Here is a 23,582-nt window from a genome sequence, read left to right as displayed (position 1 = left end):
TAATTTAGGTATGGTCAATATTGGTCAAACAGCTTTTGACTAATTTCTAGACTATCTTATCTATTAAGAAGGGAGACAGCAAATGCTTTGTCAAAACTGTCATAAGAATGAAGCAACCATCCACTTATATACAAACGTGAATGGTCAACGGACAGAAGTTAACCTTTGTCAAAATTGCTATCAACTTTTAAAAAATCAACAAAATAATAACAATAATGGAAATGGAGGCGCTCGTATGGCACAAGACCCATTTGGATTTGGAAACTTGGATGATATTTTTCGTGCAATGCAAAGCGGTAACGTTGGTCAACCTGAAGACGTTTATGGACAACAGGTTCCACCTACACAACCTACTCGTGGAAACGGAAACGGTGGTAACGCTAATGGTGGCAACGGTAACTCGCTCCTTGGTCAGTACGGTTTAAACCTTACTGATCTTGCCAAAAAAGGAAAAATTGATCCAGTTATCGGTCGTGATTCCGAAATCGAACGTGTAATTGAAATTTTAAATCGTCGTACTAAAAATAACCCTGTTTTAATTGGTGAAGCAGGTGTTGGTAAAACTGCCGTTGTTGAAGGATTGGCTCAACGAATTGTTGAGGGTTCCGTTCCACAAAAACTGGCCAATAAACAAATCGTTCGTTTAGACGTTGTTTCGCTGGTTCAAGGAACCGGAATTCGAGGACAGTTTGAGCAACGAATGCAACAATTGATGAAGGAAGTTCAAGAAAATAAAGATATGATTGTCTTTATCGATGAAATTCATGAAATTGTTGGTGCTGGAAATGCTGAAGGCGGGATGGATGCTGGAAACGTTTTGAAGCCAGCTTTGGCTCGTGGTGATTTCCAATTAGTTGGTGCAACTACCCTAAAGGAATTCCGTGATATTGAAAAAGATGCTGCTTTAGCTCGTCGTTTGCAACCAGTTCAGGTTGATGAACCTAGCGAAGAAGAAGCTATCAAGATTTTGAAGGGAATTCAAAAGAAATACGAAGATTACCATCATGTGCATTACACTGATGATGCAATCACAGCTGCAGTTAAACTTTCAAAACGCTATATTCAAGATCGCTTCCTTCCGGACAAGGCAATTGATTTACTTGATGAAGCGGGTTCAAAAAAGAACTTGACCATTAACATTGCCGATCCTGAAACGATCCAAAAGAAGATTGACGAAGCCGAAAATGAGAAGAAAAAAGCTCTACAATCTGAAGACTATGAAAAAGCAGCCTACTATCGTGATCAAGTATCGAAGTTAGAAAAGAACAAAGATGGTGCTGCTAGCAACGGTGAAGAACCAACGGTAACCGAAAAGGATATGGAAAATATCATCGAAACAAAGACTGATATTCCAGTTGGTGATCTTCAAAAGCAAGAACAAGAACAGCTACAAAATTTATCCGACAACCTGAAAAAACATGTTATCGGTCAAAATGAAGCTGTGGATAAGATTTCTCGTGCAATTCGTCGTAATCGAATCGGTTTAAATGGTACTGGTCGTCCTATTGGTTCATTCCTATTTGTCGGACCAACTGGTGTCGGAAAAACTGAACTTGCAAAGCAGCTTGCTGCTCAACTCTTTGGTTCAAAGGATTCGATGATTCGTTTTGACATGAGTGAGTATATGGAACCACACTCAATTTCTAAATTGATCGGTTCGCCTCCAGGGTACGTTGGTTACGAGGAAGCTGGTCAACTAACTGAACAGGTTCGTCGTCATCCATACAGCCTCATTTTGTTGGACGAAGTTGAAAAAGCCCATCCTGACGTAATGCACATGTTCCTTCAAATCTTAGACGATGGTCGTCTAACGGATTCACAAGGTCGGACTGTTAGTTTCAAGGATACAATCATCATTATGACTTCCAATGCTGGTTCTGGTGACGTTGAAGCCGATGTTGGTTTCGGTGCTGCTGTTCAAGGCAAAACGCATTCTGTGCTTGATAAATTGGGCAACTACTTCAAGCCTGAGTTCTTAAATCGTTTTGATGATATCGTTGAATTCAAGGCTCTTTCAAAAGAAAATCTCATGCAAATTGTAGATTTAATGATTGACGATGTTAATAGCATGCTAAAAGTTCAGGATCTTCATGTTAGTGTAACGAAGCCAGTTGAAGAACGCCTCGTTGACCTTGGTTATGATCCAAAGATGGGTGCTCGTCCTCTTCGTCGGGTCATTCAAGAACAAATTGAAGATCGCATTGCCGACTTCTACCTTGACCATCCAACGGAAAAACAACTAACCGCTAAAATTAAAGACGATCAAATTGAAATCGTTGCTGATTCTAAAAAAGCTTAACCTGATTTTAAATCTGAAAATGAATTAAATATATGCTCTAAATAAAAAAGAATTAACGGGATAAACCAACACTTTGGCTCATCTCTGTTAATTCTTTTTTACATATTTTTTTAATTATCCGGCATAGCCAATCGTCATTCCAACAATTAAAATGACTAAAACAACCGTTGTAATGATCACGTAAAGCCGGTCGCCCTCTTTTGCAAAGGCGTAAATAGAAACGATCACTCGTAAAACTGGCGTCAAAATTAAGAGGAAGATTCCAAACATCAAGACTGCATAAGGCCTTCCAGCCGCAATACCACTAAAAATCGCCAATAAATGCGTTGGTAGCTCTTGTCCATAGCCAGATCCGTTCTTTACGATCCACAGTAGAATCCCCAAAATAATAACAGCTGCTGAAATATATACTCCAATTTGAAGAACTCGGCCAATCATTAACTCAACGTGGTTCATTTCTTGTTTTTTATCGTTCATTAGATGTTCACCCCGAATCCTTTAAGAACCATCTGAACTCCCATATAAAGCAGAACTGGTATAAAAATCATTCGAATTAAACGGGGTTTTAGATGTTGCATAATTCGACTACCTAGTTGCGCTCCAAATAATATACCAATTGCTAATGGTCCAGCAATGTCCGCGTGAATTGATCCATTAAAGAAATATACCATCGCACTGGCAGCGGCGGTGACCCCCATCATTAGATTGCTAGTTGCACTGGATGGCTTAAGTGGCATCTTCATGATATTGTCCATCGCCATTACCTTAAATGCACCACTTCCGATTCCAAGTAACCCACTTGCAAAACCGGCGCCAAACATTACTGCTGATCCTCCTGGAACATTTTCAACTTGGTAATTCACTTCTTTTTTCAATGCCTTGTCGTAGTAACTACCATTTAAATTTAATCGATTGGCTAAACGGTCATTTTTAGTACTTCCCTCTTCACTTCCGCCCATTCGTAACTTGCGAAACATATTCCATGACGAAAATACTAAAAATGAACCAAATAAAATAAATAAAATGGTTGAATTGAACATTCCAGTCATAATTGCGCCAACAATTGCACCAACCGTCGTTGCAATTTCTAAAAACATCGCGACTCTTAAGTTAAGCATCTCATCCTTTAAATAGGCAATTGTCGCGCCGGAGCTTGTTGCAATCACTGAGATAATACTTGCCCCAATGGCGTATTTAATATCTAGACCCATTGCAATCGTTAAAACTGGCGTGACGATCATTCCACCACCAATTCCCAAAATTGCGCCAAAGATTCCTGCCATCAATCCTACTAACAATAAAATTAATAAATTACTCGCCATTATTCTACTTCCTCCCCCTTTTAAATTAAAAACTGGAAAGAAACCCTTAGGCTCTATTCCAGTTTTAAGTGTTATTTATCCGCCGATGAACTGGCGCTTGAACTGCTAGAAGAATCACTTGATGATTGGTCATCCGACGAGCTAGAACTACTTGATGACTTATTTTGATTGCTTTCCAATTCTGGAGCGTCCGTTTTGTAGTCGTCCAAAGTTGATTTGCCATCATTTTGATCAATTAAGCTAGTCTTCGACTTCTTTTCAGCTTCTTCCAATTGTTTCAAAGCTGATTTTTTATTGTAACTATAGTCTGATTTATTCACCTTTTTAAACCAATCAAGGTCAGCAAATCGTAAAAGGTCACCGTTGATAATTTTATCGGAATATCCTAACTCTGTATTAACGTATGTTTGGATTTTCTTAATTTCCGCTTTTTGAGCGGCCGTTTCATCGGTGATTTGTTCTCCGGTTGCGGTGTAATAAAGATCTCCACCATATTTTGTGTACTTCTCGGAGACAAAATCTCCATTCCTAAAGGCCACAATCTGGTTAAACTGCTTTGAATTAATATCATGACCAAAATGGTAAGCACCCGGCGTATCAATTCCAAGTAAGCCTAATAGCGTTGGCATTACATCAATCTCACCACTGTAATTGTGGTTAACGCCACCTTTGAGACCCGGAGCATGAATCATAAATGGTACCTTTTGGAACATTGCTAAATCATAGTTAGTTACGCCCTTAAGACCTAGAATCTTAGCAATAGCTGGCTTATGATTATTTGAAATTCCGTAGTGATCACCATACATCATGATCATACTCTTATCGTAAAGCCCTGTTTTCTTCAAATAACTGAGCAATTCACCAATTGATTGGTCTAGATAATGAGCAGTTTGAACATATGGATCAACCGTTGAATCGCCTGTATCCCATGGATCGATTGAAACATTTTTCTTTTCAATACCATATGGATAGTGATTAGAAACGGTAATCAGCTTCGCATAGAATGGCTGTGGTAACTGTTCTAAATATTCCGCCGACTGCTGCAAGAACAATTTATCCTTCATTCCGTATCCACTAACGTACCCTTTTTTAAGAGTGTAGTACTGTTTACTGAAGAAGTATTGATAGCCAAATGATTTATAGGCATTATCGCGGTTCCAAAAACTAGATACATCACCATGGAACGCCGCCGTTGAGTAACCCTGTTGGTCCATAATCGCGGGCATTGCTTGGAAAGTATTTGTCGTTCCATCGGTAACCATCGCTGATCCTTCAGGAAGACCAAATAGTGAATTTTCAAGCATCATTTCGGCATCGGCCGTCTTTCCTTGTCCAACCTGATTGAAGAAGTTATCGTAAGCCAACGTGTTTTTGTCATTATAGAATTTATTAATGTTGGGCGTGATTTCCTTACCCTTCCATTTTTTATTAATGACAAATTGTTGCAAACTTTCTAGGTGAATGATGATGACATTCTTGCCCTTGGCAACACCCTTGTACTCGATGTTTGCGGGAATATCATTATCTTTAATGAATTTTTTAATTGGATTTAGTTGCGAACCCTTGGCTTCCTTCTTTTTATTACTATTTTGAACGGTCTTAACTCCATCATAAAGTGTGAAGCTTTGTAAGCCCAAATACTTAACAATGTAGTTGTTATCAAAAGTCCGTGTCAACAATCCCGAACGGTTTGAATATGCCAGTGCTAGATTTGCCGCTAATACACCAATTGAAAGAATGGTAACCGCAAAAGAGTTAACTAGTTTAAATTTACTTTTATCAATTTTGACAAAGCCAAAAACTAAAATTGCAACTACAAAAAGGACGTCAACAAAGACCAAAAAGTCGGTTGGTCGTAGAATTCCCATCAAACTCTTACCTAAGTTATCAGATGCTGCTCCTGAGCCCTTGATTAAATTAAAGGTGATAAAGTCGGAAAATTCCCTGTAATATAAAATATTAGCAAACAACCAAACCGATAAAATAGCATCCATAATGATCATATACCAATATGACCATTTTCCTCGAATGTATAAACCAATTCCAAATAAAAGTATTGCAAAACCCAGTGGGCTTATCGCCAGGATTAATTCTTGCATTCCACCCTGAACGCCCAGCGTAAATTTTGTCTGATATGCTATGTACGACTTGATCCAAAACAAACCCGTAATTAGCATGAAGAAACCGAATTTTGTGTTCAGTCCCCGACGAATCTTACCCCATAAACGATTCATGCTATCGTTCCTCCACATGATATTTCTAGTATAACTCCACTATTATATATTAAAACTTCAAAATGTCCGCCTATTATACTGTTTAGTTAATAAACTCTTATAATTATAATTTCGCGGTTAGCTTAACATCTGGGTACTTGCCAGCAAACCAACGCTCGGCAAATTGATTTTCAAATAAGAACAGTGGTTGATCAAACCGATCTTTAACTAACAAGTTTCTAGAAGATGACATCTTTTCATCTAATTGTTCTGGATCAATCCAGCGAGCAGTTTTCTTACCCATTGGTTGCATGACTACTTCAGAATTGTATTCGTTTTGCATCCGAAATTGGAATACTTCAAATTGAAGTTGTCCAACTGCTCCTAAAATATAATCGCCCGTCGTGTAATTTGTGTACAACTGCACGGCTCCTTCTTGAACCAATTGTTTGATACCCTTGTGGAAGGATTTTTGTTTCATCACATTTTTTGCGGAAACTTGCATGAAAAGTTCAGGCGTAAATTGTGGTAACTTTTCAAATTGAACGGCCCGCTTGCCAGCGTAAATCGTATCCCCAATCTGGAAATTACCAGTATCGTATAACCCGATTATGTCACCCGCAACGGCGGTCTCAACATTTTCACGTGTGTCGGCCATGAATTGTGTCGAATTTGAAAGGCGAATCGTTTTACCCGTTCGCTTCAGGGTTACATCCATCCCGCGGTCAAATTCTCCCGAACAAATTCGTAAGAAGGCAATTCGATCCCGGTGATTAGGATTCATGTTAGCTTGAATTTTAAAAACAAATCCGGTGAATTGTTCTTCTTTAGGTTCAACAACGTCGCCTTCTTCGTCTTTATGTGCAGAGGGCGCCGGTGCGTAATTTAAATAAGCGTCTAAGAAAGTTTTAACCCCAAAGTTTGTTAGCGCAGAGCCAAAGAAAACTGGTGTTAAGTCCCCCGTCGCAATTTTAGCTTCATCGAATTGGTTTCCAGCTTCTTTCATCAAAGAAACTTCCATCATTGCATCTTGAAAGACACTTTCTTCTTCGATCGGGTTGCTTTCTTTTAATTCACCGTCAGCATCTAATTCTAAAAATTCTGGTTCGTCAGTGTGGAGCTCAATTCGATTGTTGTAAATATCGTAGAGTCCTGCCAATTGTTTACCCATCCCGATTGGCCAATTCATTGGATAGGCGTCAACCCCTAGCACCTCTTCTAGCTCGTTAACCAAATCCAACGGCTCCCGGCCATCCCGGTCCAGCTTATTCATGAATGTAAAAATAGGAATTCCCCGCATTTTACAAATTTGAAATAGTTTTTTAGTTTGTGGTTCAATTCCCTTTGCAGAATCAATGACCATAACGGCTGAATCAACGGCCATCAACGTCCGATACGTATCTTCGGAAAAATCCTCATGTCCTGGGGTATCTAGAATGTTAATGCGTTTCCCAGCATAGTCGAACTGCATGACCGAACTTGTAACGGAAATTCCACGCTTCTTTTCAATTTCCATCCAGTCTGACTTAGCGTAATTCCCTGTCTTACGGGCCTTAACGGTTCCGGCCTCACGAACGACGCCACCGAATAATAGGAGTTGTTCCGTAATTGTGGTTTTACCAGCATCCGGATGTGAAATGATTGCAAATGTTCGACGGCGATCAACCGCACTTGTTAATTCTGCTTGATTCATAATAAATCCCTTTCCCTCTAAAAAATAAGATTGGAATAGGCATCCCAATCTTAAGATAATCTTTTAGTCTTTTTTGTATTCTGCTAAACCGAGGTCTCTTTTGATCTTGGTCGTTGAAATTCCTTCCGTTCGTGGAAGGTAAACGACTTTACAGTAGTCTGATAGAAAGTCAAATTGACCTTTCCAATCATCACCCATTACAAAAATATCAATATTATGTTCCTTAACATCGTTGATTTTTTGATCCCAATTTTCTTCGGGAATCACTTCGTCAACATACTTAATTGCCTCTAAAATGTACTTACGATCTTCAAAAGACGTGTAAGCTTTTTTGCCTTTAATGGCGTTAAATTCATCTGTTGATACACAAACTGTTAAGTGGTCTCCTAATGCTTTTGCCCGTTTAAGAAGACGAACGTGCCCTTTGTGTAAGAGATCAAAAGTTCCATACGTAATTACTCTTGTCAATTTTATTCTCCTTGAATTAAAATATCTAGCCCCGTTAAATATTACCATACTACCATTAATCCACCAAATTATATCTTAATTTTCAGGTTTAATTTTCTCTTCGATTGATTCCTGATCCAAACGCCAAATATGATGCAGGAAGTTAATCAGAACCTTAACAATTGCGTACGTGGGAACTGCCAGAATCATCCCTAGAATTCCCACAATTTTTCCAGCAACCAATAGTAAAATGATGATCGTTAACGGATGAATTTGAAGTGACTTACCAATGACATTAGGATAAATGAAATTGCCGTCAACCTGCTGAACGATTAAAACTACAATGATAACCGAAATCACTTTTGCTGGTGACTGCGCAATTGCAACTAGTAGCGATGGAAAGATTCCAAAATATGGTCCAACGTATGGAATTATATTACAAATACCGGCAATCACCCCTAACAGCAAGGCGTAAGGTTGACCAATGATCATGTAGCCAATCACGGTGAAGGTTCCAACAAACAGACATTCAATTACCTGACCAGATATATATGAGGATAACGTATCGCTCATTGAATCAAAGAGTGTAACAACATTTTCACGATTTCTTTTTGGAACAATTTTAGACACGGTTGGAATTAATTTATAGCCGTCTTTTAACATGTAGAACAAAATAATTGGAACAGTAATAACCATGACCGTGATATTGGTTACCGCGGCGATGACGTTCCCAATGCTAACCGTCATCCCGGCCAAGAATTGTTCCGCATACTTGCCAATCTGACCATTAATATTTTTAACATACGGTGTAAAATCAATCCGCTTTAGCCAAGAATGATCCAGCATTTTAGGAATGGCCGTCTGCAATCGTTTGGCAATATCTGGTAAATTACCGATCATTTGTGAAACCTGTTCGATTAGACTTGGGAAAAACGAGCTAATTCCCCAAATAATTAATGACAAGAATAGAACAAAAACGATTACCACCGCCCACGTTCGTGAAATTTTAAATTTCTTATAGCGAACGCGTGTCAACAGCTTAACCAGTGGATTTAACATGTAGTATAGAAAAGTTGCGATAATTAACGGCATAAAAATCGTACTGATAAACGTGCCAATCGGTGTAAATAAAAAGTTAATTTTAGTACAGACCCAAATCAAGGTGGCGACGATCAGAAGTTCTAGCGACCAATACATTAACGGCGTCTTTCTAAATTTTTCAAACATATATGTACTCCTCACTCTTATTTCAGACTTTAGTTTAGTGCTTTTTAAACAAAAAGGAAGTGTTATGCACACCTCCTTTTTTATCGAGTATTTCGCTCCGCTATATTTAGATAACGTTTGTACCAAATATTAATAAACTCGACCGAAAATGGTCCGCGTTTTTCATCAATCCAATTTGTCAGTTCTTTAACACTTTCTAGTAATACATTAATCGTATCCTGTGGATAGCGCCATTTTTTACTGAATTGTTCGAACTCATCCGTATCAAGCAGGCGTCGTTCCCCATTTGGAAAAACTTTTACGTCTAAATCATAGTCGATATACTTTAAGGCTTCCCGATCCAAAATATATGGCGAGGCGATATTACAATAATACGAAACACCGTTGTCTCGAATCATTGCCACCACGTTAAACCAAGTATGTTTATTAAAGTAGACCAGCGCTGGCTCACGTGTCACCCAACGACGTCCGTCATCTTCAATCACCACCGTATGGTCATTGCAGCCAATAAATTCATCTTCGTTATTTTTCAGAACCATCGTTTCGCGCCAAGTTCGATGCAAACTACCATCATGCTTATAGCTTTTTATCGCAATATACTCGCCCTCTTTTGGTCCAACAGAGTATTGAGACATAGCATAAGCCCACTTCCTACAGCTGAAAGCTTTTCAATTTCTCTTCAATTATATCAGACTAAGTTTTACTTTTGCACCATCAAGGAGTGATTCGTCGGATAAATTTAGATTTCGTTTTCACTAATAAATTTTTCAATTAGGTTCATTTCAAATCCCTTAGTAAAAAGTGCCTGCTTTATCTTGGCCTTTTTACTATAATCTGGCAAACTACCATATTTTCGAATTAATCTTTCTCCTAGTTTGAGCAATTTTTCATATTCGGCCTCTTCGTCGACCTCAAAATCAATCTCTTGAAGAGCCACATCAATTGATTGACCATTAAAGCCTTTATTCATTAAATTTTGCCGAATCTTCATTTGCTGCTGCTTAATTGAAACATTACTAAGACGCTTTTGAATTTTCTGGCCAACTGTGGTCGCCAAGCTAATCTGTTCTTCTTCGGTGAATAAATCCAGCCCAGTTTGAATGTCATTTTCGTAAACACCCTTTTGACGTAAATGATTGATGATATATCGGGGACCTTTATCACCAGTATGCATCATTGTTCGAACATAGCTTTTGGCATACTCCGCGTCATTTAGTAAGTTCAATTTCGCTAACTTGGCCAGGACCTGTGCCACAACTTCTTCGTCAAATTCTAATTTTAAAAGTTTTTGGGCAACCTCATCCTGTGTTCGAAGCTGGCCCGTCAAAAAGTTTAGGGCCTTGTTATACGCCTCAGCACCCGTTTCATATTCACCAATTGCTTGTAGTAGCGGACCATCAATTTCCATCCCTTTGTTTAACCGAAAGTGGATGAAAGTATCTTCACTGATTGGAAAAGCATACTCACCGTCCAAAAAGACGTTATAACGTCCAGCACATTTCTGTGCACTAATTAGCGTTATTTTTTTAGTTTCATCAGAATTAATGTTAAACCACTCCTTTTTTGCTATACTTTGTTAAGAATTAATTTGAAAGAAGGATATTCAAATATGCCAACTGCTAAAGTTGTTTTTGCAACCATTACTGGTAACAATGAAGATTGTGCCGATATTATTACCGAAGCGCTTGAAGATCTCGGCGTTGAAGTTGATGAAACCGAAATTTCACAAACGGACGCTTCCGAACTTAAAGATTATGATATTAACGTAATTGTCCCATACACTTATGATGAAGGTGCCCTACCAGAAGAAGGCATGGACTTTTTTGATGACCTTGCCGACCTTGATCTATCAGGTAAAATCTTTGGCGTTGCTGGTTCCGGGGATACATTTTACGAAGAGTACTACTGTCTAGCGGTTGATAAATTTAGCGCTGCCATGGCTGGTACGAACGCCACAAAAGGTGCTGAAGACTTAAAAATCAATCTAGCACCTGAGTCTCAAGAAGACTTGGATAATTTAGATAATTTTGCCAGTGATTTGGTAAACAGCTTTAATTCAAAGTAAATTATCTAACTTATTAACGCAAAAGAAGCTAAAAAAACAGATTGTTTTTCTTAGCTTCTTTTTATTTACACTCATTATACATAATTTGAAATTAGTTTAGCAATTGTGCTTCCAAGTTGGCAACTTCATTTAGAAGCGTTTTAGTTCCGGAATGGCGCTCGTTGCTAAAAATAACCAATGCCTTTTTACCATCGTTACTAATTCTGATATGATCTTGGAATCCGTATCCATAACCATTAGCAGTTCGGTCGTTAACATTTCCAACATACAGTCCGCCGTAGTATTTAGCTGAGTTCGGAGCCGTTGAGTAAAAGAGCTGGTTCGCTTTCTCCTGTCCACCCAAAATGTTACCTGTCAATAGTTCAGATATTATCCGATAATAATCCATAACCGACATGTACACTTGACCAGTTCCTAATTCTGACTGAACCGTTGCTTCATTTGGATCCTGCTTGCTGGTTGTACCATCCGCCGAAATCATATAACCGGTGGCCCGATCAGTCGCTTGCTTATCGTACGCAAATTCGGTTTCTTTCAGACCCAATTTTGCACGTAGGTGTTGTTAAATAACTGTTCATAGCTTCGACCACTCACCCTCTCAATAACTTCGGAAAGAATGACAAAGTTAACTGGTTGATAATTCCAAGTCCCAATCTTGTTGGCATCAAATTTAACATTTTTACGAACAACCTTTAATAATTGACTATTGGAAAGATTAGCTTCCTTATAGGTAACATCCCCCATTGATAATCCCGATGTCATATCTAAAAGTTGACGGATCGTAATTTGATCTCCTCCAGGGAAGTCTTTAATATACTTGCTTAACTTATCCGTAAACTGCAATTTACCAGCATTAATCTGATTCATTACTAAGCCGGCCGTTAGCGCCTTTTGTAATGAGTCAATTTCATACGTCGTTGTCAACGTATTTTTGACCTTCTTGTCATTATTAGCATCGCCCGCCGTGTAGCTATCGACAATCTTATCGTTATCAATTAATACAGCCGTTTCTGAAAAATCAATCGGCTTTAAGCCTGCTTCAAGTGTGCCATTAAGCGTTGTGTCAGTCGATTTATCAATTTTCTTAGAAGACGCCATTGTAGCAATTTTGCGAGATGAAGAACTGGCCTCTTTTTTAGAACTCGTGGTTGCTTTCTTTTTAGATGAACTACTTTTTTGACTCTGAGAGGTAGTTACATTCTCGTTTTTAGTTTTTGAGGAAGTTGAATTAGAATAAACTAACCACCCACCAACTACAATTACTAGTCCTAATAGACCCCAAATCCATTTTTTCATGTTTCTTTCCTACTTTCCAAAGATGATGACCATAATCCAATAATAAAATAACCGATCTACTCCATATGCTGAAACCATTGGAATTAAAGGATTCCTCATCTTAATATAAGCCAAATTAAAGATAAATTGAGATCCGCCAAAACCTAAAATACTATAAAAAATATTGGGGTTAGCCGGATTAATCATAAAGAATCCACCAATTAATGCCGCAAGTAGAGCAAATAGCCAAACACGATAATTTTTAAAAGAATAATCTTTAATTCCACTAAATTGAAAAACGACATTTAAAACTAATATGGCAACAATTTGTGCACTGATCGTTGAATATAAGACCATCCAATTCATTACATTAAACAATGGTTTAGAAATTAGCTGTACTTGATCGATGTTAAAGGTTGGTGGAACAGAAAAAATATTCCAATGGCTGAAAATGTTTGAAAGTTCTCTTCCGCCCATCATCATTAACATACCAAGAACGGCGACTGGGATTATCATGAACCATTGCCACCATTTCAGCCAGTGAAAATATTGTCGAATATTTTTCCAGCCCATAATTATTAACAGTCCGACAACTAAAATAATTAGCTGTAGTACTTCTTGTTGAATCAACATGGTCCGCCCAATTTTAGTGGGTGCATCCATAAAGATATCAATTGAAACAAACAAAGCCTGTGAGATTGGATTAGACGTGTTAAATAAAAAGTAATCAAATAGAACCAACGCTAGGACGTACAGCCAACGCGCAAGTGAAAGTTCAGGAAACTGAGGGGTAATTTTTTCATTTTTCATCAGCTATATCCTCCTTGGCGCATTTTTTAATAATTGATCAAGTGTGGTAATCACAACCCGGTCTACAACCTGTTTACTGGTTTTACGATACGTCCGATTGGAAGATTCAAACGTCATATAAATCTTGTTACCATCAGATGAAATTTGTTCTAAATGCGATGGCATTGGAATAATTTTAAGGGCGTCCTGTTGTCTAAACACCTTTTGATTCAAATTCTTTTTGAAAATGTACAAGAACGAAGTATTCGCACCGTATGACTGTGATAGTAAAGCATAATCACCACTAAAGGTTAAACCTTGGGCTTTTTGAATCGTTTGTTGCTGTTGCAAAACACGGGCAAATAAGTCGACTGAATTATCAGCACCTAAAAGATTTGTATTACCACCAACAATTTCACCCGCATTATTTAAATCTAATCTTGAAACCTGTCCTTCACCACCAGGATTGAAGAATCCAACGAACAAACTGTTATCTGTATAATTGACAAATGATGCGCGGTGAACCGTTCCGAGTGCTGTTCTTTGATTATATGAAATTGGCCCATCAGAAATCTTATAGTTCAATAGACGGTTTAATTTAATGCTAAAAAGTTCTGGTCCACTATCCTTGGTGCCACAAACCCATAGCTGCTCATTCTTTGGATCAAAAGCAATTCCACCAACATGTGGTTGACCTTGTAATACAATCGTATTAATTAATTTACCCGTCTTTAGTGATTGAACATAAATAACCGAGTTATGAATTAAATCATGATCATAAGACGACGTAAATAAGTAATCTCCGTACGTAGCAACTCCTTGTGGCGTCATTGAGGTACAAATTTCAACCTTTTTAGAATGGGTATTAATCGTCTGTGTATTCTGAATTCCCGGAATCACAGGTAAATTTTTCGAATCCATTGCCAAAGATTTTTGCAATGGCTCATACTGATCAATCGCATCATCTAATTCATTCTGCGATAAAATTGGCTGAACCGTTGTTTTAGAGGTCGTTGGCTTGGCTTCCTTAACAAATGAGCTTTGAGTTGGATAACCGTACCCGTAGTATCCTAAAAACACTCCCAAAATAATAACGATCAGCCCAATCGGAATCGCCAAACGATACCATTTTCCGGTATCTTTTAACTGCTTCATTTATATCACTCCAATACAATCTATTTTTAATTATGGCAATAAGCGAAGGTCTATTTAAAAATATCATTAACCACATTTATAATAGCCTGTATTAAACTTATAGGCCAATATTAAGCCTCGCATAATAAACAAACAATTTAAATAATATTTATTCTTGTAAAAGAAAAAGCTGAAACATTAAAATTTCAGCATTTTCTTTGATTATTTATGCCATTGGGCAATTGCATTTAGAATTTGGGATGAGGCGGTTCCGTCGCCGTATGGATTCTTAGCGTTCGCCATTTTAGCATACTCCTTTGAATCGTTTAGTAAACTAATCATTTGTTTTTTAACCTCATCTGGATCGGTCCCCACTAGTTTTAAGGTGCCTGCATCGACTCCCTCTGGTCGTTCGGTCGTATCCCGCAGTACTAAAACTGGTTTCCCGAGTGACGGTGCTTCCTCTTGGACACCGCCAGAATCCGTCATGATTAAATAACTGCGCGCAGCAATGTTATGAAAATCAAGCACATCCAGTGGTGCAATTAACTTGATTCGAGCGTCATTTCCTAGCTCCTCTTCAGCCATTTGTTGCACTTTAGGATTTAAATGGACCGGAAAAATCACTTCAACGTCTGGGGTTTGATCAACAACCTGCCTAATCGCTTTGAAAACACGGCGCATTGGTGCACCTTGATTTTCACGGCGGTGCATTGTAACTAAGATAATTCGTTTATCTGATCCAATTTGATCTAACACCGGATTTTGGTAATCATCCTGAACAGTATCTTTTAAGGCATCAATCGCAGTATTTCCCGTCACAAAAATTTGCTTTTGGGGATGGCGTTCCTTTAAAAGATTGGCCTCACTCGTGGTCGTTGGTGCAAAATATAAGTCCGTTAGAACATCCGTCATTTGGCGATTCATTTCTTCTGGAAACGGCGAGTATTTGTTCCAAGTCCGTAATCCCGCTTCTACGTGGCCCACTGGAATCTGATGGTAAAAAGCGCTTAATCCAGCGGAAAACGTGGTAGTCGTATCGCCATGAACAAGTATCAGGTCCGGCCGATTAGCATTCAAAATCTGGTCCATGCCAAGTAATACCTTACTAGTTATGCTACTTAGCGTCTGTTCCTTTTGCATAATATTCAGATCATAATCTGGAACAATATGAAAAATTTGCAAAACCTGATCCAACATTTCACGATGCTGACCCGTAACAACCGTAACGGGATCAAATCGTTCGTCCTGATGCATTGCCTTAACAACCGGTGCCATTTTAATCGCTTCCGGTCTTGTACCAAAAATACTCATAACTTTTATTTTGTCCATTTCGTCATCCTCCGGCTTCTAATTACCATTATATCAGCAATCACCTTGAAAATATGATAGGATATTAAAAAACATTGGGAGGACTTTACCATGGATGAATCAGTATTAAATCAAAACCTTAAAAAGTATGCCGACCTCATTACTCAAGTTGGTGTTAACGTTCAACAAGGACAAACCGTTGTGCTCTACGCCTCAGTTACCCAAAAGAAATTAGCTAATTTAATTACGGATGCGGCATACCAGTTAGGCGCAGCCGAAGTGATTTTGGAATGGAACGATATTTTTACAACTCGGGAATTTTTACTCAATGCCAATGAGGATCGTCTAGCCTCTGTATTCGATTATGAAAAACAAAAATGGCAGTTTTTAGCCGACCGTCGTGTTTCAAGAATTAGCATTGTTAGTGACGACCCCAATGCTTTAAATGATGTCCCTAACGAGCGGATCGCTAAATATCAAGCCGCACAAGGAGCTGCTAAACGACCAATTATGCAAGTTACTACCAATAATGATATTAGCTGGCTAGTGGTTGCGGCGGCTGACACGGAGTGGGCTGAGTTGGTATTCCCCGAACTTAAAGGCCAACAAGCCGTTGATCGCCTTTGGGAAGCAATTTTTAATACGGCATTGGTTGACCAGCCCGATCCAATCGGGGCATGGACTAAAAAAATTGCCGATCTATCCGCCCACGCAGACTGGTTAAATCAACAGCGCTTTTCGGCTCTCGAGTATCGGGCACCTGGGACTAATTTAACCGTTGGATTACCAGATGGGCATATTTGGGTCGCAGCAGATTCAGAGGACGCCTCTGGGAATACATTCGTAGCTAACATCCCCACTGAGGAGGTGTTCACTGCTCCCGACCGGCGTCACATCGACGGGACGGTCGCCTCAACAAAGCCGTTAAGCTATGCCGGCACAATTATCGAAGGAATGCACATCACTTTCCAAAATGGAAAGGTTGTTGAAGCTACAGCAACCCGTGGGCAAGAGGTTCTCGAGCATCTTCTTCAAACTGATGATGGCGCAAAATCGTTAGGTGAAATTTCACTGGTTCCAGACGACTCACCAATTTCACAATCCAACATTACTTTCTTCAATACCCTTTTTGATGAAAACGCGTCCGATCATATGGCATTCGGCGAAGCTTACCCCTTCACCATTGAAAATGGTACTTCAATGTCTGCTTCGGAATTATTAAAGAACGGGATGAATGTTAGTCAAACCCATGTTGATTTCATGATTGGCTCAAACTCAATGAACATCGATGGAATTAAAGCTGATGGCTCAAAACTTCCAATTTTCCGAGACGGAAATTGGGCAAAATAGATTCGATCAATAAAAAATTTTTACATTAAAAAAGCGATTTACAGATTTTGAGATAGTTTCTCAATTTAATCCTGTAAATCGCTTTTTAATTAACCATTGGACGTTGTTTTAGATAATAAATTATTTTTCAATTGGATTTATAACTTAGTCACACTTAAATTGTGTCACCATTAAAGATTGAGTTTTTAACAATTACGTAATCAACCTTGCGGATTGATTCGAGATCTTTTCCACCGGCGTACGAAATCGAAGATTGGAGGTCCTCACGCATTTCATTTAACGTATCTCTCAAATGTCCACGTTGGTGAATCCAAATCTTTTTACCTTCAACATTTTTAGATTCGCCCTTCTGATACTGAGAAGCACTACCAAAGTATTCTTTATACTTCACACCATCTTCAACTTTAGTTTCACCTGGTGATTCGATATGACCCGCAAATAATGAGCCAATCATTACCATCGTGGCACCGAAACGAACTGACTTAGCGATATCACCATGCGTCCGAATTCCGCCATCCGCAATCAGCGGTTTCCGAGCTGCTTTGGCACACCAACGTAATGCTGCCAGTTGCCACCCGCCAGTACCAAAGCCAGTTTTAATTTTTGTAATACAAACCTTACCAGGTCCAATTCCGACCTTGGTGGCGTCTGCTCCCGCGTTCTCTAATTCACGAACCCCTTCTGGAGTTCCAACGTTTCCAGCGATTACAAACGCTTTTGGAAGCTTTTCTTTAATATATTGAATCATGTCAATCACACTTTGTGAATGACCATGTGCAACATCAATTGTAATATAATCTGGTGTAATATTTTCAGCAGCCAATTTATCAATCAGCTTGTATTCATCGTCTTTAACACCAACACTAATTGAACTAATTAAGTTTTTAGACTGCATTTTTTTGACAAAATCTAATCTTCTTTCAGGTTCAAAACGATGCATAATGTAGAAGTATCCGTCTTTAGCTAAGTTTTCAGCAATTTCTTCATTGATAATTGTCTGCATATTAGCTGGAACAACCGGTAACTTAAACCGATGTTGACCTAGCGTCACCGATGGATCACATTCTGTTCGACTGCGAACGATGCATTTTGCCGGAATTAATTGGATGTCTTCGTAATCAAATACTTTCATTAATTGTCCCCTCGAAGTGAATAATTTAACGGCGTTTTTGCCGCCACGAAATAATATACACTAACTTTAAATAAAAAACAAGTCTTTAAAGTTCGTATTTTTAAATAAATTAAACTTAAATGCCATTGATTCACTCAAAAACGAGTCGTTTTATCGAAATATATCATTAAATCCAACGGATAACAAAATCAATTCATCTTTACAGCATCCCTTTTTCGTGCGAAAATAAATAAGTTAAGTCTCCGTGGCTCAACTGGATAGAGCAATCGCCTCCTAAGCGATAGGTTGTGAGTTCGATTCTCACCGGGGACATCAAGATATCATCATAACTAAAAAACATCACTCCAAAATGAGTGATGTTTTTATTTTCGACAAAAGTTTTATTTTTAATACAAATCAATTCCATAATTTAAAAAGTCGCTGACATTTGCCAACGACTTCCTACTTATACAACCCCGGGTCTTGCCCTGATCAAACCAGACTCGACAGTCAAATTAAGTTAATTTAATTTCTGAACTTTATCCAAATCGGATTGCTTGAGATCAGCAACTTTAACTCCAGTTACTGCTTCCATTCCTTCACGGGTCACAATCAATTGTTTACCGAACTTACGAATGGTACCTTCTGGGAAGCGTCTTGGATACTTATTGTAAATTGTACGTACATAATCCTTTTGCTTGCCCCACATCAAGCTGGCTTCACGACTGCCAATTAGTTCGTCAGTGTTAAGGTTAACTTTTAACTTCTTTGACATTGTCATTCCTCTTTTCTCTATTTCAATAATATTACAATTGTACCAATATTTTCCACCATGCCTTACACATTATAGTATCAAAAAATTCTGTATATAATTAATTTTAAGCTCAAGTTTAAATAATCTTAAACATAATGATTGATAGTACTTCTAATGATATAAGGCATCGCCTTGATATTGTACATAACCCAACATATTGTATTTTATCATAAAACACACTTATATGTTTCATTAATGTAAGCAATTAGACCAAAAAATCTAAAATCCACTGTAATACGCTTTAAATACGAGCATTTCCTGAGAAAAAATTATTTCTTTTTTGCTTCACTCATGCGAACAACTACCCGACCATGTAAGTCGTGTAACTCTTCTGATCGAGAATCAGCAACACTAGCTGAATCAATTTCTACTAAAATTGAATTTTCGTAAACTTTCCCAACTGTTCCTTCAAATCCCGTAGGTAGTAAGTCGGTCTTTTTAACAACGACTTCGTCTCCAACATCAAATGGTTTCTTTTCTTCCTTAATTTCTTTTTCCGCCATTATTCTATTCTCCCTTAGTTTCCTGCGTTAATATTTGCTTCTTCTACGTTGCTATTGTTTGCATTTGAAGCGCTACTTGCTGATAATGCAGCAGTTCCGGTATCAGCACGACTCAAGCTGAGGGCGCTTCTAACAAAGTTTGTAACTCGTTGTAATTCGGTCTTTGAAACGATTTCCATCGACTGTCCGTTAACCGTCTGGCCGGTTCCTTGCGCATGAGTTTCATCGATGCTCTTCGTTGCCGAACGGTAATTTTTAGCCAATGCAACTAAATTATCAAACGTAAAATCAGTTTGCGTCTCGCTAGAAATTGAATCAATGAAATTCTTGTTCAATAACGCTGAAATTGAACTGCTCTTGTTGATAATAGCAGTTAGAACCTGTCGTTGTCTAGTTTGACGCCCGTAATCGTTTTGTGGGTCATCGTAGCGCATTCTAGAGTAAGCCAAGGCCTTTTTACCATTCATATGAGTCTTAACACCCTTTTCGAAAGTGTAACCATCATAGGTGAAACTTAAAGTAGGTGTGATATCAACCCCACCCGCTTCGTCGACGACTTTTTGCATCCCACCCATGTTAACCAAGACGTAAAAATCAATCGGAATATTAAATGTTGATTGAACGGCTCGAATTGCAGTTCCCGCTCGCCCAAAGGAATATGCAGCATTGATCTTCGAAGGCGATTCAGATTCAAATCCTGGAATCGTGATTCCTAGATCTCGTGGAATACTTGTAATTGTGGTTCGATTAGTTTTGGGATTTAACGTAACCACCATCATGCTATCGGTCCGCCCTTTATAAGATCGACCTAAAGCTCCCGTGTCAGTTCCCATCAGTAGAATTGAAATTGGCTTTTTCCCACTCAATTGACTACTGGTATTTCGCTCTTTTTTGATTCCAGCACTACTGTAAGTGCTATCCACCGCATTTTTGATATTCTGGTATTTACGAACTCCGTAAACAATTCCTCCAAGTAACACAACCGCCAAAATAATTAGGATTGTGTTCCGAACAGTATGCGATTTCTTTTCACGTTCTCTACGCATAAAATATACCTACCTTTCAACAGTGACTATATTACACTAATTTTATCTAACTTTTGTTAAAAATAGCATAATTAATCAAATTTCAAACAAATTTAATCGTTCTTCTTTGATCGGCGCATCCCTTTACGTTTCGAGTGTTTCTTTTTGCCCTTTTTCTTCGGAGTTGCAACCACCGGTTTCTTCTTTCCGTTCGTCACAACTTTGCCAGATTGAGGCTGTTCGTTTTTCTTAGAATGCTTCACCTCATTTTTAGCCTGAGGAGCGGTGACAGCTGGTGCAGCTTTTGCCATTTTGGCAGCTTCACTGGCAAGCATTAGTTGGCGGTCTTGAATCGCTAACTTTTCAAGACTCAAACCAATTTCTTTGGTCATTTTTTTAAGATTTCGAATGTCATGGTCATTTCCCAAACTGATGACGTATCCTGATTGCCCCATTCGGCCAGTCCGACCCACTCGATGCGTGTAGGTCGTCGCATTCCGCGGAATATCAAAGTTAATCACTGCCGGTAGTTTTTGAATATCCAAACCACGAGCGGCAACGTCTGTCACCATCAATAATGCTAAATCTTTATTCTTAAATCGGCGCATGGCAGACGCACGATCAATTTGAACTTGGTGACCAGCAATTTTACCCACGCTAACTCCCTCATGTTTTAAGAGAGCTGCCGTTTTTTCCATAGTTGAAACGTGGTTAAAAAAGACTAACCCTTGAAAATTCTTAACTCGACTAAGTTTTTTCAAAATCCGAGCTTTAGTCTTTTCGGACGTTTCAATCCAACCATGTTGCACATTTCCACGTGTTTGATCCTCATCTCGAACATCAACTACAAGTGGTTTTACGCCAAACCATGTTTCTAAATCATCCAAGGCCAAATCGTCCGTGGCGGAAAAGAAACTGAGTTGGACATCTGCCAGGAGCTGGTCTTCAATTTGACGGGTGTCTTCGAGTGTTTCTCCCGTTAGTAGTTCGTCTGCCTCATCAACCACCAAGCTTTGAAGCTCACTAACTTTTAATCGATGTTCATTGATCAATGTTAGCACGCGTCCCGGTGTTCCAACGATGATTTCGGGCTTCTTTTTTAATCGTTCAATTTGACGCTGAACATTGGCTCCGCCGGTAACCGATGTAACTTTAAGCCCGATTAGTGCCGCCCATTCTCGGAAAACATCCGTGGTTTGGATCGCTAATTCTTGTGATGGCGACAGCACTAGTAGTTGCGTGCCATCCCCTGGTATTACTTTTTCCATGAGTGGTAAAGCGAAGGCGAGCGTTTTACCAGATCCAGTTGGTGACAGTCCTAAAACAGACTCTCCATTCCGTAAGGGTTCCGCAACCCGCTGCTGAATTAACGTCCGCTTTTGAAAGCCTTTTTCATTAAAATGGTTTTGAAATAAATCATTCATTAAAGTTTAATCCTCTTCTTTTTCATTGGTAAAATATATCTTACCATTTTGGCGGAGATTATATAGTAGTTTATTTACATTTCGACTAAGATCCAACCAGTTTTGATAATCTTTGCGGTTGATATGATTATCTGGATCCTGAATTACGCGAGCAAAATCACGGGCTTCGGCAATCATTGGATTGGATTCAGGGTCATCGCTAATTAAGCGTCGATTTCCTTCTTCATCAATATACTCAACCCGATTCAACTCGGCGGCATTATCCATAACGATGCTGTCTTTAACTCCGTAGATTTCAGAGCTTAATTCTGAATTAATATTTTTTCCGATATTTAGCGTGACGTCAAATTCCGGATACCTTAAAATTGCAATACCTTTTCCGTCCACTCCGGTCCGAATTTTTTGAGCAAAGTAGGCCACTTCTTCCGGCATGCCAAACCAGCATACGGCATCATATGCCAGATAAACTCCCAAATCTTGGAGTGCCCCACCGGCAAAATTAAGTGAAAAAATGTTAGGTTCATGGCCCTCTAAGTAACTGTCATAGCGACTCGAATATTTCGCGTATGTCAACGTTGCGCCTTGAATCAACTTCATTTGTCCAACTTGATTCCGGATCGCTCTAAAATTATCCTCATGAATATGCCGTGCTGCTTCAAAAAGTAAAGCTTGGGGATGCTTTTCTAGCGCTTCATCGAGTTGTTCCCATTCGGTTGGATTAGCGACCATTGGTTTCTCGACAACGGCGACCTTATCCGCTTCAATCACTTGCTTAGCTTGCGCAAAGTGAAGGCTATTTGGAGAAGCAATATACACCGCATCAACATTTTTATCATTAATTAAATCTTCAATCTGATCATAAAACTTGGTTGCACCATTCTTTTCACCAAATGAATATGCTTTTTCTAAATTCCTCGAATAGACCGCCGTTAGCTTCCATTCTCCGGTAGCATGTGCCGCATCAATATATTGTTGCGTAATCCAATTGGTACCTATAATTCCAAAATTAATCATGTTTGTACCCCCTTGTCTTGTCTTATTACATTCTACAACAAAACTGGAATATTACGGAATGATTTCACATTAATTAATTTTATTAACAACTCTTAAAAACTAGTGCTTTTTGCTACTTTACCCATCTTTTTAATGTTATATTTAAGGTAAATATAATGATAAGGAGTACGAGCTATGAACTGGCAAAAACCTTCGCTCGGGGACCTCTTCTCATTCATGCGCTTTGACACAAAGAAGACTACAAAAACGCCTAAAAACGTTAGCCCATTTTTCTTTGCCGGGACATGGCAGTACCATGATCCAAATACTAATCGTGAGCATGAGTTAGAGATTTTACCGAACTATGACGTCTATTTAGATGGAAAACTACTTAAAACAGTCGTTGAACGCCTCGACGACTATCGGATTACCTTCATTGATCGTTTTGGATATCACTTAATCATTAAGGCCAACGACTATCGTCCAATCAGCGTTTACGATGAAGCTAACAACGAAACATATGCAATTATTAACTCAAAAAAAGAGGAATGAACCTGTCGCACTTTGAGGTATACCCAAAAAGTTAA

General features: G+C 38.8%; 23 protein-coding genes and 1 tRNA gene. 5 read left to right on the top strand and 19 right to left on the bottom strand.

What is annotated here, in order from left to right:
* Positions 1-82 precede the first annotated feature (82 nt).
* Positions 83-2,299: an ATP-dependent Clp protease ATP-binding subunit gene (locus tag IV81_RS07910; RefSeq protein WP_057804006.1), complete on the top strand. Its 2,217-nt coding sequence runs from the start codon at positions 83-85 to the stop codon at positions 2,297-2,299.
* Between the two features lie 114 nt (positions 2,300-2,413).
* On the opposite strand, the gene IV81_RS07905 is transcribed toward IV81_RS07910, so the two are convergent.
* The 8 genes from IV81_RS07905 to recX form a co-directional block, all read right to left on the bottom strand.
* Positions 2,414-2,776, bottom strand: coding sequence for a DUF1634 domain-containing protein (locus IV81_RS07905; RefSeq protein ID WP_057804004.1), 363 nt, complete (start codon positions 2,774-2,776; stop codon positions 2,414-2,416).
* Complete coding sequence (locus IV81_RS07900) at positions 2,776-3,621, bottom strand: sulfite exporter TauE/SafE family protein (RefSeq protein WP_057804002.1); 846 nt, start codon at positions 3,619-3,621, stop codon at positions 2,776-2,778. Before IV81_RS07900 ends, IV81_RS07905 begins: the two co-directional genes overlap by 1 nt.
* A 71-nt stretch (positions 3,622-3,692) precedes the next feature.
* Positions 3,693-5,855 carry an LTA synthase family protein gene (locus IV81_RS07895; RefSeq protein ID WP_057804000.1) on the bottom strand — a complete coding sequence of 721 codons (2,163 nt, stop codon included), beginning with the start codon at positions 5,853-5,855 and terminating at the stop codon, positions 3,693-3,695.
* 103 nt (positions 5,856-5,958) lie between these two features.
* Complete coding sequence (locus IV81_RS07890) at positions 5,959-7,527, bottom strand: peptide chain release factor 3 (RefSeq protein ID WP_057803998.1); 1,569 nt, start codon at positions 7,525-7,527, stop codon at positions 5,959-5,961.
* Positions 7,528-7,590: 63 nt separating this feature from the next.
* Positions 7,591-7,995, bottom strand: coding sequence for a glycerol-3-phosphate cytidylyltransferase (gene tagD / locus IV81_RS07885; protein ID WP_057803995.1), 405 nt, complete (start codon positions 7,993-7,995; stop codon positions 7,591-7,593).
* A 75-nt stretch (positions 7,996-8,070) separates the two neighbouring features.
* The gene (locus IV81_RS07880; RefSeq protein WP_057803994.1) at positions 8,071-9,201 is read right to left on the bottom strand and encodes an AI-2E family transporter; all 1,131 of its coding nucleotides are present in this window, start codon (positions 9,199-9,201) and stop codon (positions 8,071-8,073) included.
* An 80-nt stretch (positions 9,202-9,281) separates the two neighbouring features.
* Positions 9,282-9,836 carry a DUF402 domain-containing protein gene (locus IV81_RS07875; protein ID WP_057803992.1) on the bottom strand — a complete coding sequence of 185 codons (555 nt, stop codon included), beginning with the start codon at positions 9,834-9,836 and terminating at the stop codon, positions 9,282-9,284.
* A 104-nt stretch (positions 9,837-9,940) separates the two neighbouring features.
* Positions 9,941-10,723, bottom strand: a complete 783-nt coding sequence (gene recX, locus IV81_RS07870) for a recombination regulator RecX (RefSeq protein WP_269083944.1) — start codon at positions 10,721-10,723, stop codon at positions 9,941-9,943.
* A gap of 87 nt (positions 10,724-10,810) precedes the next feature.
* Between recX and IV81_RS07865 the strand changes: the two genes are divergently transcribed.
* Positions 10,811-11,266, top strand: a complete 456-nt coding sequence (locus tag IV81_RS07865) for a flavodoxin (protein WP_057803989.1) — start codon at positions 10,811-10,813, stop codon at positions 11,264-11,266.
* A gap of 91 nt (positions 11,267-11,357) precedes the next feature.
* Here IV81_RS07865 and IV81_RS09605 read toward each other — a convergent pair whose 3' ends face one another.
* The 5 genes from IV81_RS09605 to wecB form a co-directional block, all read right to left on the bottom strand.
* Positions 11,358-11,810, bottom strand: a complete 453-nt coding sequence (locus tag IV81_RS09605; protein ID WP_057803986.1) for a serine hydrolase — start codon at positions 11,808-11,810, stop codon at positions 11,358-11,360.
* Complete coding sequence (locus tag IV81_RS09600; RefSeq protein WP_057803984.1) at positions 11,801-12,562, bottom strand: serine hydrolase domain-containing protein; 762 nt, start codon at positions 12,560-12,562, stop codon at positions 11,801-11,803. The genes IV81_RS09605 and IV81_RS09600 overlap by 10 nt, the downstream gene beginning before the upstream one ends.
* A 9-nt stretch (positions 12,563-12,571) precedes the next feature.
* Positions 12,572-13,351: a hypothetical protein gene (locus tag IV81_RS07850; RefSeq protein WP_057803982.1), complete on the bottom strand. Its 780-nt coding sequence runs from the start codon at positions 13,349-13,351 to the stop codon at positions 12,572-12,574.
* Positions 13,352-13,354: 3 nt separating this feature from the next.
* Entirely contained in the window at positions 13,355-14,485 is a 1,131-nt protein-coding gene (locus IV81_RS07845) for a YncE family protein (RefSeq protein WP_057803980.1), read from the bottom strand.
* Between the two features lie 201 nt (positions 14,486-14,686).
* Entirely contained in the window at positions 14,687-15,796 is a 1,110-nt protein-coding gene (gene wecB / locus IV81_RS07840; RefSeq protein WP_057803978.1) for a non-hydrolyzing UDP-N-acetylglucosamine 2-epimerase, read from the bottom strand.
* A 90-nt stretch (positions 15,797-15,886) separates the two neighbouring features.
* Here wecB and IV81_RS07835 point away from each other — a divergent pair, with 90 nt between their 5' ends.
* Entirely contained in the window at positions 15,887-17,125 is a 1,239-nt protein-coding gene (locus IV81_RS07835; RefSeq protein ID WP_057803976.1) for an aminopeptidase, read from the top strand.
* Positions 17,126-17,279: 154 nt separating this feature from the next.
* Here the strand turns inward: IV81_RS07835 and IV81_RS07830 are convergent, their stop codons facing one another.
* The gene (locus tag IV81_RS07830; RefSeq protein WP_057803975.1) at positions 17,280-18,257 is read right to left on the bottom strand and encodes a GMP reductase; all 978 of its coding nucleotides are present in this window, start codon (positions 18,255-18,257) and stop codon (positions 17,280-17,282) included.
* 238 nt (positions 18,258-18,495) lie between these two features.
* Here IV81_RS07830 and IV81_RS07825 point away from each other — a divergent pair.
* A tRNA-Arg gene (locus IV81_RS07825) sits at positions 18,496-18,569 on the top strand.
* Between the two features lie 187 nt (positions 18,570-18,756).
* On the opposite strand, the gene IV81_RS07820 is transcribed toward IV81_RS07825, so the two are convergent.
* The 5 genes from IV81_RS07820 to IV81_RS07800 all read right to left on the bottom strand — a co-directional run bounded on the left by IV81_RS07820 (position 18,757) and on the right by IV81_RS07800 (position 23,016).
* Positions 18,757-19,011 carry a helix-turn-helix domain-containing protein gene (locus tag IV81_RS07820; protein WP_057803973.1) on the bottom strand — a complete coding sequence of 85 codons (255 nt, stop codon included), beginning with the start codon at positions 19,009-19,011 and terminating at the stop codon, positions 18,757-18,759.
* A 308-nt stretch (positions 19,012-19,319) separates the two neighbouring features.
* Positions 19,320-19,553, bottom strand: a complete 234-nt coding sequence (locus IV81_RS07815; RefSeq protein ID WP_057803971.1) for a hypothetical protein — start codon at positions 19,551-19,553, stop codon at positions 19,320-19,322.
* Between the two features lie 14 nt (positions 19,554-19,567).
* On the bottom strand, positions 19,568-20,599 hold the full coding sequence (locus IV81_RS07810; protein WP_057803969.1) for an LCP family glycopolymer transferase: 1,032 nt from the start codon (positions 20,597-20,599) through the stop codon (positions 19,568-19,570).
* Positions 20,600-20,691: 92 nt separating this feature from the next.
* Positions 20,692-22,002 carry a DEAD/DEAH box helicase gene (locus tag IV81_RS07805; protein ID WP_057803967.1) on the bottom strand — a complete coding sequence of 437 codons (1,311 nt, stop codon included), beginning with the start codon at positions 22,000-22,002 and terminating at the stop codon, positions 20,692-20,694.
* A 6-nt stretch (positions 22,003-22,008) separates the two neighbouring features.
* The gene (locus IV81_RS07800) at positions 22,009-23,016 is read right to left on the bottom strand and encodes a Gfo/Idh/MocA family protein (protein ID WP_057803965.1); all 1,008 of its coding nucleotides are present in this window, start codon (positions 23,014-23,016) and stop codon (positions 22,009-22,011) included.
* A gap of 174 nt (positions 23,017-23,190) precedes the next feature.
* Between IV81_RS07800 and IV81_RS07795 the strand changes: the two genes are divergently transcribed.
* Positions 23,191-23,547, top strand: a complete 357-nt coding sequence (locus tag IV81_RS07795) for a DUF4828 domain-containing protein (protein ID WP_057803963.1) — start codon at positions 23,191-23,193, stop codon at positions 23,545-23,547.
* Positions 23,548-23,582: the final 35 nt, after the last annotated feature.

It is taken from the genome of Pediococcus stilesii (genome assembly GCF_001437075.1).
GTDB lineage: Bacteria > Bacillota > Bacilli > Lactobacillales > Lactobacillaceae > Pediococcus > Pediococcus stilesii.
This window is presented reverse-complemented; position numbering and strand designations above follow the sequence as displayed.

Coding starts and splice junctions, on each gene's coding strand:
- IV81_RS07910 (WP_057804006.1), top strand. CDS start 83: ATGCTTTGTCAAAACTGTCATAAGAATGAAGCAACCATCCACTTATAT.
- IV81_RS07905 (WP_057804004.1), bottom strand. CDS start 2,776: ATGAACGATAAAAAACAAGAAATGAACCACGTTGAGTTAATGATTGGC.
- IV81_RS07900 (WP_057804002.1), bottom strand. CDS start 3,621: ATGGCGAGTAATTTATTAATTTTATTGTTAGTAGGATTGATGGCAGGA.
- IV81_RS07895 (WP_057804000.1), bottom strand. CDS start 5,855: ATGAATCGTTTATGGGGTAAGATTCGTCGGGGACTGAACACAAAATTC.
- IV81_RS07890 (WP_057803998.1), bottom strand. CDS start 7,527: ATGAATCAAGCAGAATTAACAAGTGCGGTTGATCGCCGTCGAACATTT.
- IV81_RS07880 (WP_057803994.1), bottom strand. CDS start 9,201: ATGTTTGAAAAATTTAGAAAGACGCCGTTAATGTATTGGTCGCTAGAA.
- IV81_RS07875 (WP_057803992.1), bottom strand. CDS start 9,836: ATGTCTCAATACTCTGTTGGACCAAAAGAGGGCGAGTATATTGCGATA.
- IV81_RS07865 (WP_057803989.1), top strand. CDS start 10,811: ATGCCAACTGCTAAAGTTGTTTTTGCAACCATTACTGGTAACAATGAA.
- IV81_RS09600 (WP_057803984.1), bottom strand. CDS start 12,562: ATGAAAAAATGGATTTGGGGTCTATTAGGACTAGTAATTGTAGTTGGT.
- IV81_RS07850 (WP_057803982.1), bottom strand. CDS start 13,351: ATGAAAAATGAAAAAATTACCCCTCAGTTTCCTGAACTTTCACTTGCG.
- IV81_RS07845 (WP_057803980.1), bottom strand. CDS start 14,485: ATGAAGCAGTTAAAAGATACCGGAAAATGGTATCGTTTGGCGATTCCG.
- wecB (WP_057803978.1), bottom strand. CDS start 15,796: ATGGACAAAATAAAAGTTATGAGTATTTTTGGTACAAGACCGGAAGCG.
- IV81_RS07835 (WP_057803976.1), top strand. CDS start 15,887: ATGGATGAATCAGTATTAAATCAAAACCTTAAAAAGTATGCCGACCTC.
- IV81_RS07830 (WP_057803975.1), bottom strand. CDS start 18,257: ATGAAAGTATTTGATTACGAAGACATCCAATTAATTCCGGCAAAATGC.
- IV81_RS07820 (WP_057803973.1), bottom strand. CDS start 19,011: ATGTCAAAGAAGTTAAAAGTTAACCTTAACACTGACGAACTAATTGGC.
- IV81_RS07815 (WP_057803971.1), bottom strand. CDS start 19,553: ATGGCGGAAAAAGAAATTAAGGAAGAAAAGAAACCATTTGATGTTGGA.
- IV81_RS07810 (WP_057803969.1), bottom strand. CDS start 20,599: ATGCGTAGAGAACGTGAAAAGAAATCGCATACTGTTCGGAACACAATC.
- IV81_RS07805 (WP_057803967.1), bottom strand. CDS start 22,002: ATGAATGATTTATTTCAAAACCATTTTAATGAAAAAGGCTTTCAAAAG.
- IV81_RS07800 (WP_057803965.1), bottom strand. CDS start 23,016: ATGATTAATTTTGGAATTATAGGTACCAATTGGATTACGCAACAATAT.
- IV81_RS07795 (WP_057803963.1), top strand. CDS start 23,191: ATGAACTGGCAAAAACCTTCGCTCGGGGACCTCTTCTCATTCATGCGC.